This window comes from Dolichospermum sp. UHCC 0260 (assembly GCF_009711985.1).
GTDB lineage: Bacteria > Cyanobacteriota > Cyanobacteriia > Cyanobacteriales > Nostocaceae > Dolichospermum > Dolichospermum lemmermannii.
Genome location: NZ_VIKZ01000014.1, coordinates 74,871 through 94,348 on the forward strand (window position 1 = coordinate 74,871; position 19,478 = coordinate 94,348).

Annotated in this window: 3 protein-coding genes; all 3 read left to right on the forward strand. The window is 39.1% G+C overall.

Features of this window, described 5'->3' with window-relative positions:
• Positions 1-835: 835 nt before the first annotated feature.
• Genes FJR08_RS07895 through FJR08_RS07905 form a run of 3 tightly spaced genes read left to right on the forward strand, consistent with a single transcriptional unit; the run spans position 836 to position 19,478 of the window.
• Positions 836-9,202 carry a non-ribosomal peptide synthetase gene (locus FJR08_RS07895; protein WP_174783033.1) on the forward strand — a complete coding sequence of 2,789 codons (8,367 nt, stop codon included), beginning with the start codon at positions 836-838 and terminating at the stop codon, positions 9,200-9,202.
• A gap of 17 nt (positions 9,203-9,219) precedes the next feature.
• Positions 9,220-15,615 carry a non-ribosomal peptide synthetase gene (locus FJR08_RS07900; RefSeq protein ID WP_168632782.1) on the forward strand — a complete coding sequence of 2,132 codons (6,396 nt, stop codon included), beginning with the start codon at positions 9,220-9,222 and terminating at the stop codon, positions 15,613-15,615.
• On the forward strand, positions 15,612-19,478 hold the full coding sequence (locus FJR08_RS07905) for an amino acid adenylation domain-containing protein (protein ID WP_254435713.1): 3,867 nt from the start codon (positions 15,612-15,614) through the stop codon (positions 19,476-19,478). The genes FJR08_RS07900 and FJR08_RS07905 overlap by 4 nt, the downstream gene beginning before the upstream one ends.

Here is a 19,478-nt window from a genome sequence, read left to right on the forward strand (position 1 = left end):
GTTAATTCCGGTATGCCCTACCGTACTCGATTCCTAGGTCGCGTTTCGCTATCAATAATTTTGTTTTTGACCAAATTTAGCTTTCCTAAACCGCAATACCGTTAGGTATGACTACGCACTCAACCAAATTAGTTAAGTTTTTACGTTGTTTAGTTATACTTAAATTGTGGAATCGTTAAAATTATATCAGACCTTCTATTCCCAGTCAACGAGTTAAGCGAATAAATTCGCCCGTGTCGCTTATATCTCAGCACTAAAGTGACTGAGCTTTACGCTTACCGAGTAATCTTGTAAAATCTAGTGATCGCTGCTGGAACTGCCATGAATCAAAAAGAAAACTAAGTTTGATGGGGAGATGCTCGTGTGAGCGATCCCTACTTAAAAAAAATTTACAATGCAGTTAATTGCAAGCAAATCTATCTATACAAGCATTTTGGCTGTCACTTAAATTCCAGGGTGAAAAATAAATGAAATTTTTTCTTAATTACCTATTGTATCCAAAACGCTTATGCTGTAAATTTAACATTTAAGGCTCTATACCAATTCTCTATGAAACTAGCACTTAATAAGTTCCTCTTTTTTCTTAGCCTTAAAATTTTTGAACCCGCGTAGGCGTGTTGTATCTGTGTAGCCAAGCCAGTGCGGTGGTGAGCCATCACTGCGGGAGAATTTACCGCCATAAAGCATCTGGCGCGCAAATTTAGTCACCAAGGCTTAAACAATATCACACTAATTACTATCTTGAATTAGTCAGAACTTGAATTAGTCAGAAAATATGTGACTAATAGTGGAATTTTAATATAAAAAAATATCATCTAAATTTTTGGAGAAGTTTATGGACGTGATAGAAACACATCTTGTTTCAATAGATTATCAAATTCGACAACTGCGAGAAATCCAGCCAGTCACAACTTTATTTAATATTGGAATTCAAAATAAAATAGAAAAACAAGACAAAATAATTGATACTATATCTATAGAGCTACGCGATAAAATATATAATTTAACTACTAATTCTCCTGTTAATAACCTAGCTTTATATCTATCAGTTATTAAATTTTTAATATTTAAATATACTGCTCAAGAACAATTTATTGTAGCAACGGGAGCTTTGAACCTAGACAAGTCTAATAGCTTAATATTCTCCAGATTTGACAAACAAAAGATTATTTCATTTAAGGATTTACTTAAAATAACTCGCAGTAATCTCCAAGAAGGATACCGTTACCAAAATTATGATGTAGACAGTCTTGTAGAAACGTTTATTGCCAGAGGCGGAAATCCAGCAGCGGTTTTTGATATTGCCCTAATCCACAAGGGATTATGCAGTCACAGTTCTTTGTTAAACAACTTTCAATTAGTCTTTGAAATTGATGCTCAAGATACTTCTGTTTCTGTAACTTTCCCAAAAGATGCTTTTAGTGCAGATTTTGTGCAGAGAATGCTGGCACATTTTCGGCAAATTATAGAAACTGTTACAGTTAATCCTGATTGTAAATTGTCAGAAATTGATATATTAACAACAGAAGAACGTAATCAATTAATTAGAAAATGGAATAATACAGAGATCCAATATTCCCAAAAATGCATCCATCAACTATTTGAAGAGCAAGTAGAGCGTAGCCCCGATGCAATAGCAGTAGTATTTGACAATCAGCAATTAACCTATCGCCATTTAAATGAGCGGGCTAATCAGTTAGCGCACTATTTGCAAAAATTAGGTGTAAAACCAGAAGTACTGGTAGGTATTTGCATAGAGCGTTCCCTAGAAATGGTAGTGGGACTGTTGGGAATTTTAAAAACTGGAGGAGCGTATGTACCATTAGACCCTAGCTATCCCAAAGAACGCTTGAGTTATATGCTTGAAGATACGGGGGTGAAAGTTTTGCTCACCCAGCGTTCGCTTACTGAACTCTTACCAGAGAATCAAGCGATTGTAGTGTCTTTGGATGGAGATTGGCAAGTTATAGCTCAAGAGAATCAGAACAATCTCAACAGTGGCGTGAAAGGAGAGAACTTAGCTTATGTAATTTATACCTCTGGCTCTACAGGTAAGCCAAAGGGAGCAATGAATACCCATAAAGGCATTAGTAATCGCTTAGTGTGGATGCAGAATACTTATCAGTTAACATCCAGCGATCGCATTCTCCAAAAAACTCCCTTCAGTTTCGATGTTTCAGTATGGGAATTCTTTTGGCCGTTATTGGCAGGTGCAACTTTGGTAGTGGTGAAACCTCAAGGGCATAAAGATAATACTTACTTAATCAAGCTGATACAACAGCAACAAATTACGACAATCCATTTTGTGCCTTCGATGCTGCGAGTGTTTCTGCAAGAACCAAGCTTAGAAAATTGCAGTTGCTTAAAGCGAGTGATTTGTAGTGGAGAAGCACTACCTTATGAACTGACACAACGTTTTTTTGAGCGGTTAAACTGCGAACTACACAATCTCTATGGACCAACAGAAGCAGCAATTGATGTCACATTTTGGCATTGTTTACCACAGATTCAACAGCAGATAGTTCCCATTGGTCGTCCCATTGCCAACACCCAAATTTACATCCTCGATCAATATTTGCAACCAGTTCCAGTTGGTATAGCAGGAGAATTACATATCGGTGGTGTGGGTTTAGCCCGTGGCTACCTTAACCGTCCTGAATTAACTGCTCACAAATTCATTTCTCATTCCTTCGGTGATGGCAAATTATATAAAACAGGTGATTTAGCTCGCTATTTACCCGATGGCAATATTGAATTTCTCGGTCGTATCGACCACCAAGTTAAGATTCGCGGCTTCCGCATTGAACTAGGAGAAATCGAGACTGTACTCAGCCACCACCCAGCAGTAGAACAGTCTATAGTTATAGTTCACGAGGAAGAAACTGGACATAAAAGCCTCATTGCTTACATCGTCGGAAATTCTCAACCCAGCGATGCTGTTGAGCATAACCAAGAAGTAAATTTATTTGACGAACAAATATTGCAATGGCAAATGCTCTACAACCAGACTTACAGCCAAGCTAACCTAGAGCCAGACCCGATGTTTAATATAGTCGGCTGGAACAGTAGCTACACAGGTCAGCCAATTCCAGCAGTACAAATGCGTGATTGGCTAAACGACAAAGTTGAGACAATTCTTGCCCAGCAACCAAATCGAGTCCTTGAAATTGGTTGTGGAACAGGACTAATTTTATTCCAAATTGCTCCGTACTGCCGCCATTATTGGGGAACAGACATCTCATCAAGGGGACTAGACTACATTCAGCAGCACTTGAGCAAACCAGAGTCACAACTGCACCATGTGAATCTATCGCAGCGTCCAGCAGATAATTTTGAGGGTTTAGAGGCACAAGGATTTGACACCATCATCCTTAACTCAGTTGTGCAGTACTTCCCCCATATTGATTATTTGTTGCGTGTCTTAGAAGGAGCAGTGAATACAGTCGCCCCTGGAGGCTGTATTTTCCTGGGAGATGTGCGGAATCTGCAATTACTAGAAGCTTTCCACACCTCTGTAGAACTGCATAAAGCTTCGCCCGATTTATCTGTAGCCCAATGGCAACAGCAGGTGCAGAGGCGAATTGCCCAAGAAAATGAACTGCTGATTGACCCAGCCTTCTTTGCGGCTATTCAACAGCGTTTTCCCCAAATTACTCATGTGCAGATCCATCTACAACGAGGTCAGCACCATAACGAACTGACTCAATTTCGTTATAACGTCCTACTGTATGTGGGAACTACGGTGGATGTCCCCCATGATATTCAGTGGTTGGACTGGCAGAACCAAAAACTTACATTGGCTATGGTACAACATCTGCTAGCAGAGGTGAAACCTGAGATACTGGGCATTACACGGTTACTAAATCCACGATTAATTAAACCTTTAAAAACCTTAGAATTACTGAAAAATCCTCACAAATTCCAGACAGTGAGCCAATTGCGTCAGTCCATAGATGCTATTTCTCCAGAGGCAGGAGTAGAACTTGATGACTTATATGCTTTAGCTGAGGCTTTGTCTTATTCTTTAGTTGTTAGTTGGTCAGACTCTAGTGTCTTAGGCTATTACGATGTCATCTTTGTGCAACACCAAAGTCAGGCAAAAGTCCCTCTGAGAGTCTTCACTCCTACAAACGGTCAAGCCAAACCCTTGCATGACTGGCAATTTTATGCGAACCAGCCCTTACAGCCAAGGTTGAACCGTCAACTCATACCCCAACTGCGTAGTTATTCAGAATCACGTCTACCAGAGTACATGATGCCAAATGCTTTCGTCATGTTGGATGCTATACCACTGACAGCCAATGGCAAAATCGACCGTCGTGCCTTACCATCTCTAGAACAAATCCGTCTCGAGTTGGCAAACACCTATGTTGCGCCATGTACTCCCATTGAAGAAATATTAGCTGTAATTTGGGCTGAAGTTCTGGGGATCGAACAGGTGGGTATCCATGACAACTTTTTTGAACTAGGAGGAGACTCAATTCGGGGTATCCAAGTGATCGCCAAAGCTAAACAAATTGGTTTCGATTTTTCTCTACCACAGCTATTACAATATCAGACAATCCAAGAATTGGCTGGTTTAGTTAGCCGCGAACTGGGTTTTTTACCCACACCAAAAACAGAAGCCTTCAGCCTCATCTCTGACGAACAGCGCCTAAATTTGCCAGAGGATGTAGAAGATGCCTATCCGCTTGCAGCACTACAGGCAGGGATGATCTTCCACAGTGAGTATAGTAATGATGTCTCGATCTACCACGATGTCTTTACTTATTACATTCGAGCCACTCTTGACCCCCAGGCTTTACACAGTGCCATTCAACAGGTAGTAAATCGTCATCCGGTGCTACGTACCAGCTTTGTTCTGACTGACTACAAGCAGCCACTACAACTGGTTCATCAACAAGTAGATGTTCCTTTAAAGGTAGACGATCTGAGCCATTTATCGACTACTGAACAAGAAGTATCGCTTGATGCCTGGATTGAACAAGAGAAAAAACGACATTTTGATTGGGGTGTTCCGCCTTTACTACGCTTTTATGTTCATCGCCGCACCTCTGAGACATTTAATTTAACTTTGAGCTTCCACCACTCTATTCTTGACGGCTGGAGTGAGGCCTCGTTGCTCACTGAATTATTGCAACAATATTTATATCTTCTAGGTAAAGACGTTCTTCCTCTGTCAGCACCACCCACAATTACCTTTCGAGATTTTGTCGCATTAGAGCAAACAACTCTTCATACTCAAGAATGCCAAAAATATTGGCAAAAGCAACTCAGCGACATCATTATTACCAAACTGCCACGGTGGTCAAAGTCGAACGCTGCCACTAAAAATTGCGATTTGCCAGTTTCTATATCTTCTAGAGTTTCTCAGGGTTTAAAACAGTTAAGTAAAGCCACGGGAATACCTCTTAAAAGTGTTTTATTAGCGGCTCATTTAAGGGTATTGAGCTTATTAACTAACCAGACAGATATTATCACAGGTTTAGTATCTAATGGCAGACTAGAAGATACTGATGGAGAAAAAGTATTAGGGTTATTTCTTAATACTTTGCCATTGCGTTTAAAACTCCTTGGTGGCAGTTGGATAGACCTAGTAAGGCAGACCTTTGATGCTGAACGGGAATGCTTACCTTGGCGAAGATATCCCCTGGCTGAATTGCAACGGACTTTTGGTGGACAGCCCTTGTTTGAGACTGCGTTTAACTTTGTTCATTTCCACGTTTACCAAAGTATTATCGGTGTTAAAGATTTAGAAGTATTAGATGGTAAATTTTTTAATCAAACTAACTTTGCTTTACTAGCTAACTTTAGTCTCCATCCAATTTCTTACAAAGTAGAGTTTACCCTGAAATACGATCCCAGCCAATTCTGTAAAGAACAGATGAAAATGATTGGCGGATACTATCAAGAAGCTCTAACAGCAATGGCCAATCAATGGTCAGAACTATATGAAAAGCATTGTTTACTCTCAGATAAAGAACAGTATCAACTGTTAGTAGAATGGAATAATACCAAAGCTAACTATCCGCAAGACAAATGTATTCATCAGCTATTTGAAGAACAAGTAGAACGTAGTCCCAATGCAGTAGCGGTAGTATTTGAAAATCAACAATTAACCTATCAAGAGTTAAATGAGCAAGCTAATCAACTAGCCCATTATTTACAAACAAAAGGCGTAAAACCAGAAGTACTAGTAGGCATTTGTCTAGAGCGTTCCCCTCAAATGGTCGTAGGACTATTAGGCATTCTCAAGGCAGGTGGGGCATATGTACCATTAGATCCAACCTACCCAACACAGCGTCTAGAGATGATTTTGGCTGATTCCCAGGTATCGGTGTTACTCACACAACAGAAATTAGTGGCAAGATTACCTGAAAACAAAGCTGGTATGGTGATATTAAATACAGATGACGCGGACATTTCCTTAAAGAATAAGAAAAATCCTATCAGTCAGGTTAATTCTCGCAACTCGGCTTACGTAATTTATACTTCCGGCTCAACAGGCAAACCCAAAGGCGTAGTCATTGAGCATCACAGCACTATAACTCTCTTGTGTTGGGCAAAACAAGTCTTTACTACTGACGAACTAGCGGGTGTTTTGGCTTCAACTTCGATTTGTTTTGATTTGTCAGTCTTCGAGCTATTTGTACCCTTGGCTTGGGGAGGTAAGGTCATTCTGGCACAGAATGCCTTAGATTTACCTAGCTTACAAGCTCAAGAGGTGACATTAATTAATACAGTACCAACCGCGATCGCTCAACTGCTACAAATCAAGGGTATACCTAATTGTGTGCAAACAATTAACCTCGCAGGTGAACCATTATCAAATCAACTGGCACAGCAACTTTACCAGCAGGAAAATATTCAGCGAGTTTACAATCTCTACGGACCGTCCGAAGATACAACCTACTCAACATTTAGTTTGGTGCAAAAAGGGGCAATTAAGCAACCTAGTATTGGGCGACCAATTTCTAATACCCAAATCTACATTTTCAACCCCGATCTCCAACCTGTACCCATTGGTATTGTTGGGGAATTATCCATTGGTGGGGAAGGTTTAGCCAGAGGCTACCTTAACCAACCCGAATTAACTTCCCAGAAATTCATTGCCAACCCCTTTGATAATTCCCAAAAATTGTATAAGACTGGGGATTTAGCTCGCTATTTACCGGATGGCAATATAGAATTTCTTGGTCGCATCGATAACCAAGTTAAACTTCGCGGCTTCCGCATTGAATTAGGAGAAGTTGAATCTGTCCTAGAAACTTATCCGCAAATTCAACAAGCAGTAGTCATGCTGCGGGAAGACACTCCTGGTAACAAACGACTGGTAGCTTATTTAGTCACACAGAACCAGTCTATAAGCATGAGTGATTTGCGCCGTTTCTTACAGCAGAAATTGCCAGATTACATAATTCCTTCCAGTTTCGTCATCTTGTCAACTTTGCCATTAACCCCCAATGGTAAGGTAGACCGCAAGATGTTACCTGCACCAGAAGCAGAACTGACACGAGAACAAGAGTTTGTTCCGCCACAGACACCTGTTGAGCAGATTTTAGCCACGATTTGGCAAGATGTCTTGGGAATTAAGCAAGTAAGTCGCTACGATAAATTCTTTGAAGTCGGTGGTGACTCCATCCTCAGTATTCAAGTAGTCGGTCGCGCTCGTCAAGCAGGAATCAAAATCACCCCACGACAAATATTCCAATATTCAACCCTTGCCGAACTAGCTGCTGTAGCTGATACTTGCACATTGATGTTGGTTCAACAGGGTTTAGTGACAGGATTTGTACCTCTAACTCCGATTCAACATTGGTTCTTTGAGCAAAATCGATCTGAACCGCACCATTTCAATCAATCAGTACTGCTGCAAGTTCCCTCTGATCTCAAACCAGAGTTACTGTCCCAAGCTATTGGCAAATTATTAGAGCATCATGATGCTTTACGTTTGCGGTTTAGCTTTGAGGAAGGTGAATGGCAGCAAATCAACTATGGCATTTCTGATGAAGTACCTTTCCAAGTCATCGACTTATCCCAAACTCCTCAATCACAACTACCACAAACCTTAGAGCAAATAGCGACTATCCAACAGGCTAGCCTAAATCTCTCAGATGGGCCATTAATGAGAGTGGTATTGTTTCAATTAGGCAATAACCAAGATAGTCGATTACTGATCGTTATCCATCATCTAGCGGTCGATGGGGTCTCCTGGCGGATTTTACTAGAAGATTTGTTCACAGTTTACCAGCAGTTAAAACAACAAGAAACTATTCAACTGCCACCTAAGACCTTAGCTTTTAAAGAATGGGCTATGCTTTTGCAGGAATATGGGCAAGCTGAGGCAGTGCGATCGCAATTAGATTACTGGTTAAAACAGCCTTGGTCTGAGGTGAATTCCCTACCAGTAGATGATCCCACAGGAAAACAAAACAACTCAGTAGCTAGTGCTGCTAATGTATTTGTTACTCTCAGTCAAGAACAAACTTGCGCCCTCTTGCAACAAGTTCCCTCTGCCTATAATACCCAAATTAACGAAGTGCTGCTGACAGCTTTAGTGCAAACTTTGGCAGAATGGACAGGAAATTCCACAGTACTCATTGACCTAGAAGGGCATGGTCGAGAAGATATATTTGCCGATGTGGATGTATCTAGGACAGTAGGCTGGTTCACAAGCATATTTCCAGTAATATTGCAACTGCAAAATCAAAATCATTTGGGAGAGGCTCTCAAATCAATTAAAGAACAGTTGCGAGCTATTCCTCAACAAGGTATTAGCTATGGAATTTTACGTTATTTGAGTCAAAATCAAGAAATTAGTTTTCAAATAGCCGCACTACCATTCAGGGAAGTTAGTTTTAACTACTTGGGTCAATTCGACCAGGGACAATTACGAGGAATTGATTGGAAATTAGCTAGTGAATCTAAAGGAGCTAATCAAAGTCTGGAGGGGCATCGTACTCATCTATTAGAAATTACTGCCAGAGTAATAGAAGGGCAGTTGCAAATTAACTGGAGCTACAGTCGCCACCTCCATCGACATTCTACAGTAGAATCACTCGTTCAGAAGTATCTCCAAGCTTTGCTCAAACTGATTGACCATTGTCTGTCTCCTGAAGTTGGGGGATACACTCCCTCTGATTTTCCAGTGGCGAACTTAAATCAACAGGAACTAGACGAAATTCTCGCGGAAATTGACTAAAGAGGATAGAAACGACAATGTTAGTTGAAAAATCTCAGAAAAACAAAAACGTAGAGTCAATTTATCCTCTCTCCCCCATGCAACAGGGGATGCTCTTTCATAGCATTTATGCTCCAGACTCAGGAGTTTATTGCAATCAAACGCTAATCACTATCTGTACAGACATTAACGTTATTGCTTTTAAACGAGCTTGGGAACAAGTCGTAGAACGCTACTCGGTGTTGCGGACTCTTTTTCTCTGGGAGAAGCGTCAACAACCTCTACAAGTAGTGCGAAAGCAGGTGGATTTACCTTGGAACTATCAAGATTGGCGAAACCTTTCCTCCATAGAGCAACAACAGTGTCTAGATTCTTTACTGCAAACAGAATATCAAGAAGGATTTCAACTTAATCAAGCACCTTTGATGCGCTGTACATTAATTCGGCTATCTGATCAAAGCTATAAATTTCTTTGGAATTGGCATCATATCCTGTTAGATGGTTGGTGCTTACCCATAATTTATAAAGAAGTTTTAACCTTCTATACTGCTTACTCTCAAGGTCAAAACTGCTATCTTCCTTCTCCTCGTCCTTATCAAGACTACATTATTTGGTTACAGCAGCAAGACTTATCTGTTGCGGAAATGTTTTGGCGGCGAACCCTTAAGGGCTTCACTGCTCCTACCCCACTAGTGGTAGACCGACCCCAGCTTAGTAACTCTGGAGTACAACCAACTTATCAAGAACAGGAATTGCATTTATCCCGCGCTACCACTAAAGGATTGCACTCTTTGGGTTTGCAATATGGTCTGACTTTATCAACTTTGATCCAAGCAGCCTGGGCTATCCTCCTCAGTCGCTACAGTGGAGAGTCTGAAGTTTTATTTGGTGTCACAGTTTCCGGTCGTCCTGCCAGTTTGCCGATGGTAGAAAACATGGTGGGGTTGTTTATTAATACCTTACCACTGCGAGTATCCACTCCCAAATCAGAATTAATTATACCTTGGCTACAACAATTGCAACAAAAGCAAGCAGAACTTCAGGAGTACGCTTATAGTACTCTGGCGGAAGTACAAAACATGAGTGATGTACTACCAGGAGTTCCTTTATTTGAAAGTTTGGTAGTGTTTGAGAACTATCCTATGGATAGCTTGTCAGAGGAGCCAAATCAATTATTGCCAGTCAGCAAGGTGGAGAATTTTGAACAGACAAACTATCCTTTGACCGTAGCAGCAATACCCAAACAAGAGTTGCTCATAAAATTTAGTTACGATACTAGTCGTTTTACAGGCGACACAATTGTGCGGATGGCTGGTCATTTGCAGACCTTATTAACAGCGATTGTTGCTAATCCCCAGCAGCAGATAGCTGAACTACCGTTATTGACACAAGCAGAACGACATCAGTTATTGGTAGAGTGGAACGATACTCAGACTGACTATCCTTTAGATAAATGTATCCATCAACTATTTGAAGAACAAGTAGAACGCAACCCCAATGCAGTTGCAGTGATTTTTGAAGGTCAACAATTAACCTATCAACAATTAAATCAAAAAGCCAATCAATTAGCTCACTATTTGCGAACAAAAGGTGTAGAACCAGAAGTATTGGTGGGAATTTTTGTTGAGCGTTCAATAGAGATGCTAATCGGACTACTGGGAATTTTAAAGGCAGGGGGAGCTTATGTGCCTTTAGACCCTAGTTATCCGAGCGATCGCTTAATTTATATGCTAACTGATGCGGCAGTGTCAATTTTACTAACTCAGCAGTCTCTAGTAGACTCTTTAGAAGCAAATTCAGCCGAGGTGGTGTGTTTAGACCGTGATTGGCACATCATTGCTAATTATAGTCAACACAATCCCGTCAAATTGGTGAAAGCGGAAAATTTGGCTTATGTGATTTATACCTCTGGTTCTACAGGTAAGCCAAAGGGAGTGATGAATATCCATAAAGGTATTTGCAATAATTTATTGCGAACAATTGATACTTATCCGCTTATCGCAGGTGATTGCATCCTGCATATAGGTGTTTTAAGTTTTGATGTTTCAGTCTGGGAAATCTTCTGGTCTTTAACATCTGGCACTACTTTAGTAGTGGCTAAACCCGAAGGTCACAAAGATATAGCTTACCTGATTAATTTAATTGCTCAACAACAAGTTACTCAAGTATTTTTTGTTCCCTCAATGTTGCGAATTTTTCTGCAACAACCAAACTTAGAAAGTTGTCGTTGTTTAAAGCGAGTCTTTAGTGGTGCAGAAACACTATCTTATGAACTAACTCAACGATTCTTTGAGCGATTGGACTGTGAATTACATAATCTTTATGGCCCAACAGAAGCAGCAGTTGATGCTACTTGCTGGCAGTGTCAGCCACAATCTAATTACCAGGTAATTCCCATTGGTCGCCCGATAGCTAATACTCAAACTTACATCCTCGATCAATATTTACAACCAGTTCCCATTGGCATTGCTGGAGAATTACATATTGGGGGTGTACAATTAGCTAGAGGCTACCTCAACCAGCCAGAATTAACTAATGAAAGATTCATTTCTAATCCTTTTGGTGAAGGTAAATTATATAAAACTGGAGATAAGGCACGTTATCTAAGTGATGGAAATATAGAATATCTTGGTCGCATCGATCATCAAGTTAAACTACGAGGTTTACGTATTGAGTTAGGAGAAATAGAATTCCTTTTAGACACTCATCCCCAAGTAGAACAAACAGTTGTAGTTCTGCAAGCAGATACTTCTGAAAACCAACGCTTAGTAGCTTATGTAGTTAGAAAAAACTCATCATTGACTCCTAGCGAACTGCGTCGCTTCCTACAGCAGAAATTGCCAGCTTACATGATACCTTCAGCTTTTGTGGTCTTGTCAGAATTACCATTAAATCCTAATGGCAAGATAGACCGTCGAAAATTGCCTCAACCAGATGAAACATCGATAGTAGAATTACCATATTTACCTCCCCGCAATTCCTCAGAAAGGATTTTAGTAAGCATTTGGCAGCAAGTTCTGCAAGTATCAAAGGTGGGAGTGAATGATAACTTCTTTGATTTAGGAGGTCACAGCCTTAAAGCAATTGCTCTAGTCAATCAGATTCAAGAAAAATTGGGTCTTTCTTTTCAAATCAAACAAGTATTTTTGCATCCGACAATAGCAGAACAAGCAGAGTTATTAACTGCTAGTACACCTATTAATGTTCAGGTAATTCCCCATTTATCTAAGCAAGAAAATTATGAAACATCTCATGCACAAAAACGTTTCTTTGTGTTGCAACAGATGGATCTAAACAATGTGGCTTATCATATTGTGTCTACACTCAAAATAAAAGGAAATTTTGACCCTGATGCCTTTGAAAAAGCAATGCAAGTTTTGATTGCTCGCCATGAAACATTGCGGACATCGTTTGTATTAATCAACGGTGAACCGAGGCAAAAGGTACTTGCACATAGTCCTTTTCATGTGGGATTTCAAGATTGGAGCAATCAACCTCATGCTGAAAGCCACATCCTAGAAATTATTAAACAATCCCAAGAACCTTTCGATTTAGAAAATAGCCCACTTTTACGAGCTAATATTTATAAGCTCCCAGAGCAACAATATATTCTGTGCATGGAAATCCATCATATTATTTGTGATGGCTGGTCGATGGATTTATTAGCTAAAGAATGCTTAAAATATTACAATTACTTTGTTAAAGGCTTACAGCCAAATCCAGATAAATTGTCTATACAATACAAAGATTATGCAGCATGGCAAGCTAATATTTTACGCAGTGATGAGTATAGAAAAAACTTAGATTACTGGCGGCAAAAACTTGATAATGGGCAAATACCCCGCATTCACTTACCTACAGATTTTCAACGACCTTCTATTAAGACTTTCAATGGTTCACATTTAAGCTGGACATTCAAACCAGAAATAGTCTGTGGGTTGCGAGGGATTTGTCAACAAACAGAAAGCACTTTGTTTATGGCACTATTAACAGCAGTAAAAGTATTACTGTATCGCTACAGTGGTCAACACGATATTTCCATTGGTACAGAAATTGCCACTCGCAACCATCCTCAACTGCAATCTTTAATCGGTTTATTTCTGAATACACTAGTTCTGCGTGACCAAATAGAGCCAGAACAAGGTTATAAAAATTTGCTTGCACAAGTTCGTCAAACTGTTACCGAAGCATTTGAACACGCTGATTACCCGTTTGATATTTTGGTAGAAGAACTAGCAATTTCTAAAGAGATTAACCGTACACCATTGTTTGATGTGTTATTACTTCTACAAAATTTTGGTCAACCTATAGCTATAGAAGAATTACAAATCAAATCCCTAAATTCACTAACTCCTACCAGTAAATTTGACCTGTCTTTTGTATTTATTGAGCAAAACGAGCAACTCAGGTTAGATTTAATTTACAATACAGATTTATTCCAAGCAGAGAGGATGCAAAAATGTCTGAGCCATTTCGATAAGTTGCTTACCGAAATGCTAAACAATCCTAGCCAACCAATCTGTAAAATTTCTCTTTTATCTCCAACAGAAACCGCTTTTTTTGAAAGTTTTATTCAACCAATTCCTCGCTTAGAAAGACGCACAGTAATCCATGATTTTATCGAGCAAGTAAGAGCTTTACCAGACAAAACATCTATTATTTATTCTCAGGGAGAATTAAGCTATCTGGAATTAGATACACTTACTAACTCTTGGGCTAACATCTTTAAATATTTAGGCATTCAAAAGGATAATATTTGTGGCGTAATTCTTGAAGGAGATTATCGTCAAGTATTAGCAATGTTAGCGGTATTTAAGGCTGGGGGAATTTATTTACCTCTGCGTTTGGATGAACCAGAAGAACGCTCTTTACGCATGATGAGCAAAACATCCCCCACGATGATAGTAGTCGATTCCGAGAATTTAGATATTATCAAACCTCGATTAGCATTATTACCAAAACCACCTCAAATATTGGTGATAAATGCCCATGAAATTCAGCAATACTATCAATGGGATGGCACAAATTATCAATGCTTGCTTGTAGAAGCAAATCATGATAAAAAAGTTCTAATTATGCCTGACGCAGATGATTCTAACTATATTATGTTTACCTCTGGATCAACAGGTGAACCCAAAGCTATACTTGGTAGTCACGGCAGTTTGCGTCACTTCATCAATTGGGAAAAATTAGAATTTGGAATTAATTCTAATTGGCGCTGTCTCCAAATCGCACAAATTAATTTTGATGCTTATCTTAGGGAAACTCTTGTAACTTTATGTTCTGGAGGAACTCTTTATATTCCTGATAGCACAGACCGCGAAGATTTAGAAAAGTTATTACTGCGGTTAGGAGAATGGCAGATTAACTTACTGCACACTGTTCCTTCGGTGATGCGCCTATTTTTAAAGATTGGTCGCAATTTAACCAATGCTGATCAATTACTCAAGAATTTACGAGTTTTGGTATTGGGAGGAGAACCTTTATTTGTCAAAGAACTCGGTGAATGGCATCAAGTTTTTGGTTCTCAGACAGAATTTGTCAATATTTATGGTGCAAGTGAAACCACCTTTGTCAAACATTTTCATCGGATTCCTGACCCGAATAAAATTACTTATGCCAGAGTTCCTGGAGGTAAAACATTGCCAGAGGCGGCGTTTGCAGTGATTGATGGGACTCGTCCTTGTGCTGTAGGAGAAGTGGGAGAAATTTTCGTCAAGTCACCTTATTTAACAAAAGGCTATTACCAAGACCAAAGATTAACCAATTCTGTTTTTATACCCAATCCTTTGAATCATGGGGCTGATATAGTTTATTGCACAGGAGACTTGGGACGACTGCTACCGGATTTAACGGTGGAAGTGATAGGACGCAGTGACAAGCAAGTGAAGTTGAATGGAGTACGGATTGAGTTGGGAGAAATTGAAGATGCACTAGCTGCTATTGATGGTGTAGAAAAAGCACTGGTAATTGCTGAGGAAAAAGAAGAATTAGTGACAGTTATTGCATATTATCAGGCAAAGAATGCTATAAATCATCAACATATTAGCAGCCAATTAAAACAAGTTTTACCGATTTATATGCAGCCAAATCATTTGATGCAGTTGGCAGATTTTCCGTTATTACCAAATGGCAAAATCAATCGTCTAGGACTACCAAAAGCAGAAGCAAATATTGCTCAAACAAGTCATCAAATTACTAGCTTTAATCCACAAGAAGCTTTATTAGCCTCCATTTGGACTGAATTATTGGAGGTAGAGGTGAGTGATACTAATCAGTCATTTTTTGAGCTAGGAGGAAATAGTTTAAAGGCCATGCGCTTAGTGTCGCACATACGTAACCAATTCGGAGTTGCATTGCGATTGCGAGAAATTTTTACTCAAAACACTTTAAAAGCACAAGCTGATTTGATTCAATTACGACAAGAAAAATGACAAGAAAAATGATAAATTCACTACCGAATCAACAATATTATGAAGTATCCCACGCTCAAAGGCGGATGTGGATTCTGCACCATATAAGTGAATATTCTAGTGCTTACAATATTAGGTTGGCAATGAGAATTAATGGCAGCTTAGATATTGCCGCATTCACAGCAGCTTTTCAACAAATTGTAAACCGCCATGAAATTTTGCGTACTACTTTTACAAATATCGCAGGTAGCATTCAGCAAATTGTACATGAAGAAGTGCCTAAAGAACAGTTAGTAGTATTTAGAGATTTAAGAGAACAAAAGGATGCTGAAACAATAGCTGATAGCTTGATTCAAGAATCAGCAAACTCGCGTTTTGATTTAGAGAAATTACATTTGATGCGAGTTTTGTTAGTGCAGATAAAGCCAGAGGAATTTTTGTTTGGTTTGACTATACACCATATTATTGGGGATGCGCGATCGCTCGACATCATTTTTCAAGAGTTCGTCACTTTATACTCTGCTTGCACGCAACAAAAAACTGCCGCTTTACCTGCACTACCATTGCAATATAAGGATTATACAGCATGGCAAAATCAGTGGTTAGAAAGTGAGGAGGCAAAAGAACAATGTAATTATTGGTGCGATCGCTTTGCTGGAGAACCACCCATCCTCAACTTACCTACCGACTTTCCTAGACCACAATTTAAATCTTCTCAAGCTGGTATATATACTTATAATTTTAGTCAGAGTCTAAGCGAAAAATTACGCTCTTTTGCTGCTGGGAATCATACAACTTTATTTATTACCCTCTTAACTTTATTTAAAATATTACTCCATCGCTACACCGGACAGCATGATTTAGTCATTGGTATACCTATTTCTGGACGTAATCATCCAGACCTAGAAAATCAAATTGGCTTTTATGTTAACACTCTAGCTTTAAGAACTTTACTCCCAAAAGTGGGAACTTTTCAACAAGCATTAGCAGAAGTGACAAATACTTGTCTTGATGCTTATGAGTATAATGAATATCCTTTTGATAAATTAGTATCTGCCCTTGATTTAGAACATGATTTAACACGAAATCCTTTATTTGATGTGATGTTTTCACTGCTTAGTAAAGACAGTAAAGCAGTGATAAAAATTCCTGGGATTGAACATCAAGCTTACCCACTAAAACCTCGAACTGCTCAATTCGATTTGAGTTGGAGTTTATTTGAAGATACCAACGATTTAAGATTGGTTATAGAATACGAACCGGATCTATTTCGAGAAGAGACGATCGCTAGAATGAGCGGTCACTTTTTACAAATTATTCAGGCAGTAGTCGAGAATCCTAATTGCCAATTGTCACAAATCAATTTACTAACTTCTGAAGAACTTTATCAGTTACTAATAGAATGGAATAACACAGAAGTCGCATATCCTCAAGATAAATGTATCCATGACCTATTTGAAGAACAAGTAGAACGCAACCCCAATGCAGTTGCAGTGATTTTTGAAGGTCAACAATTAACCTATCAACAATTAAATCAAAAAGCCAATCAATTAGCTCACTATTTGCGAACAAAAGGTGTAGAACCAGAAGTATTGGTGGGAATTTTTGTTGAGCGTTCAATAGAGATGCTAATCGGACTACTGGGAATTTTAAAGGCAGGGGGAGCTTATGTGCCTTTAGACCCTAGTTATCCGAATGATCGCTTAATTTATATGCTAACTGATGCGGCAGTGTCAATTTTACTAACCCAGCAGTCTCTAGTATACTCTTTACAAGCAAATTCAGCCGAGGTGGTGTGTTTAGACCGTGATTGGCACATCATTGCTAATTATAGTCAACACAATCCCGTCAAATTGGTGAAAGCGGAAAATTTGGCTTATGTGATTTATACCTCTGGTTCTACAGGTAAGCCAAAGGGAGTGATGATTACTCATCAGGGTATTTGCAATAACTTATTGCGAACAATTGATACTTATCCGCTTATCGCAGGTGATTGCATCCTGCATATAGGTGTTTTAAGTTTTGATGTTTCAGTCTGGGAGATATTTTGGTCTTTAACATCTGGCACTACTCTAGTAGTGGCTAAACCTGAAGGTCATAAAGATATCGCTTACTTGATTAATTTGATTGCTCAACAACAAGTCACTCAAGCATGTTTTGTTCCCTCAATGTTGCGAATTTTTCTGCAACAACCAAACTTAGAAAGTTGTCGTTATTTAAAGCGAGTCTTTAGTGGTGCAGAAACACTATCTTATGAACTAACTCAACGATTCTTTGAGCGATTGGACTGTGAATTACATAATCTTTACGGGCCAACGGAAACAGCAGTTGATGCCACTTGCTGGCAATGTCAGCCAGATTCTAACTGTCGAATAATTCCCATTGGTCGCCCGATAGCTAATACTCAAACTTACATCCTCGATCAATATTTGCAACCAGTTCCCATTGGCATTGCTGGAGAATTACATATTGGAGGTGTCTCTTTAGCTAGAGGCTACCTCAATCAACCAGAATTAACTAATGAAAAATTCATTTCTAATCCCTTTGGTGAAGGAAAATTATATAAAACTGGAGATTTAGCTCGTTACCTAAGTGATGGAAATATAGAATATCTTGGTCGCATCGATCATCAAGTCAAACTACGAGGTTTACGTATTGAGTTAGGAGAAATTGAATTTCTTTTAGATACTCATCCCCAAGTAGAACAAACAGTTGTCATTCTGCAAGCAAATACTTCTGAAAACCAACGCTTAGTAGCTTATGTAGTTAGAAAAAACTCATCATTGACTCCTAGCGAACTGCGTCGCTTCCTACAGCAGAAATTGCCAGCTTACATGATACCTTCAGCTTTTGTAGTCTTGTCAGAATTACCATTAAATCCTAATGGCAAGATAGACCGTCGAAAATTGCCTCAACCAGATGAAACATCGATAGTAGAATTACCATATTTACCTCCCCGCAATTCCTCAGAAAGGATTTTAGTAAGCATTTGGCAGCAAGTTCTGCAAGTATCAAAGGTGGGAGTGAATGATAACTTCTTTGATTTAGGTGGTCACTCATTACAAGCCATGAATTTGATGGCATTAATTTATCAAGAACTAGAAATTGAAATTCCTTTATCGATGATTTATGAAAAACCAACAGTAGCAGAATTGAGTAAATATATCATCTACGCTAAAGAGATGAATATCCAACCTAAAGAACGTCCTTATATAGTTTTTAATCAAGCACGAGAAAAAGCAGTTTTTATATTTCCGCCAGCTCTTGGTTTTGCCGCAGCTTACGCAAATTTAGCTGATTATTTAACAGATTATGCTATATATACTTTCAGATATATAGCCGATGAAGCAACTTTAGAAAAATATGCAGAATTGATAGACGACATAGCACCAAATCAAGACTTAAAATTGATGGGACATTCAGCAGGTGGTTTTTTGGCAATGTTGATGGCTCAAAAGTTAGAAAGTCGCGATCGCGTGGTTTCTGATGTGATTTTAATAGATACTTATCGAGGCGGTCGTGAAGCTCAACAAGCTGAAATGTCAGAAATTATAGAAGGCGTTGATACTTTCTTGTTAAATCCCAAACGTCAGGAATTGAGGCGTTACTTTATGGAGAATCAAAAATTACGCGATCTCACCTACAATCAAGTCTGGGAATACTTTAATTTTCTCTGGTATTCCGATTTAAAAAATGTGCAAATTAATGGCAATATTCATCTCATCCGTGCTGAAGGCAACTACGATTATGAAGATGATTGGATACAAGCTACAAGGGGACAACGAATCAATTATTATGCCCATGGTGTCCACCGAGAGATAATCGATCCCCCCTATCTCAATCAAAACGCCACTATTATTAATGCGATTCTTGGTCAGAATTGA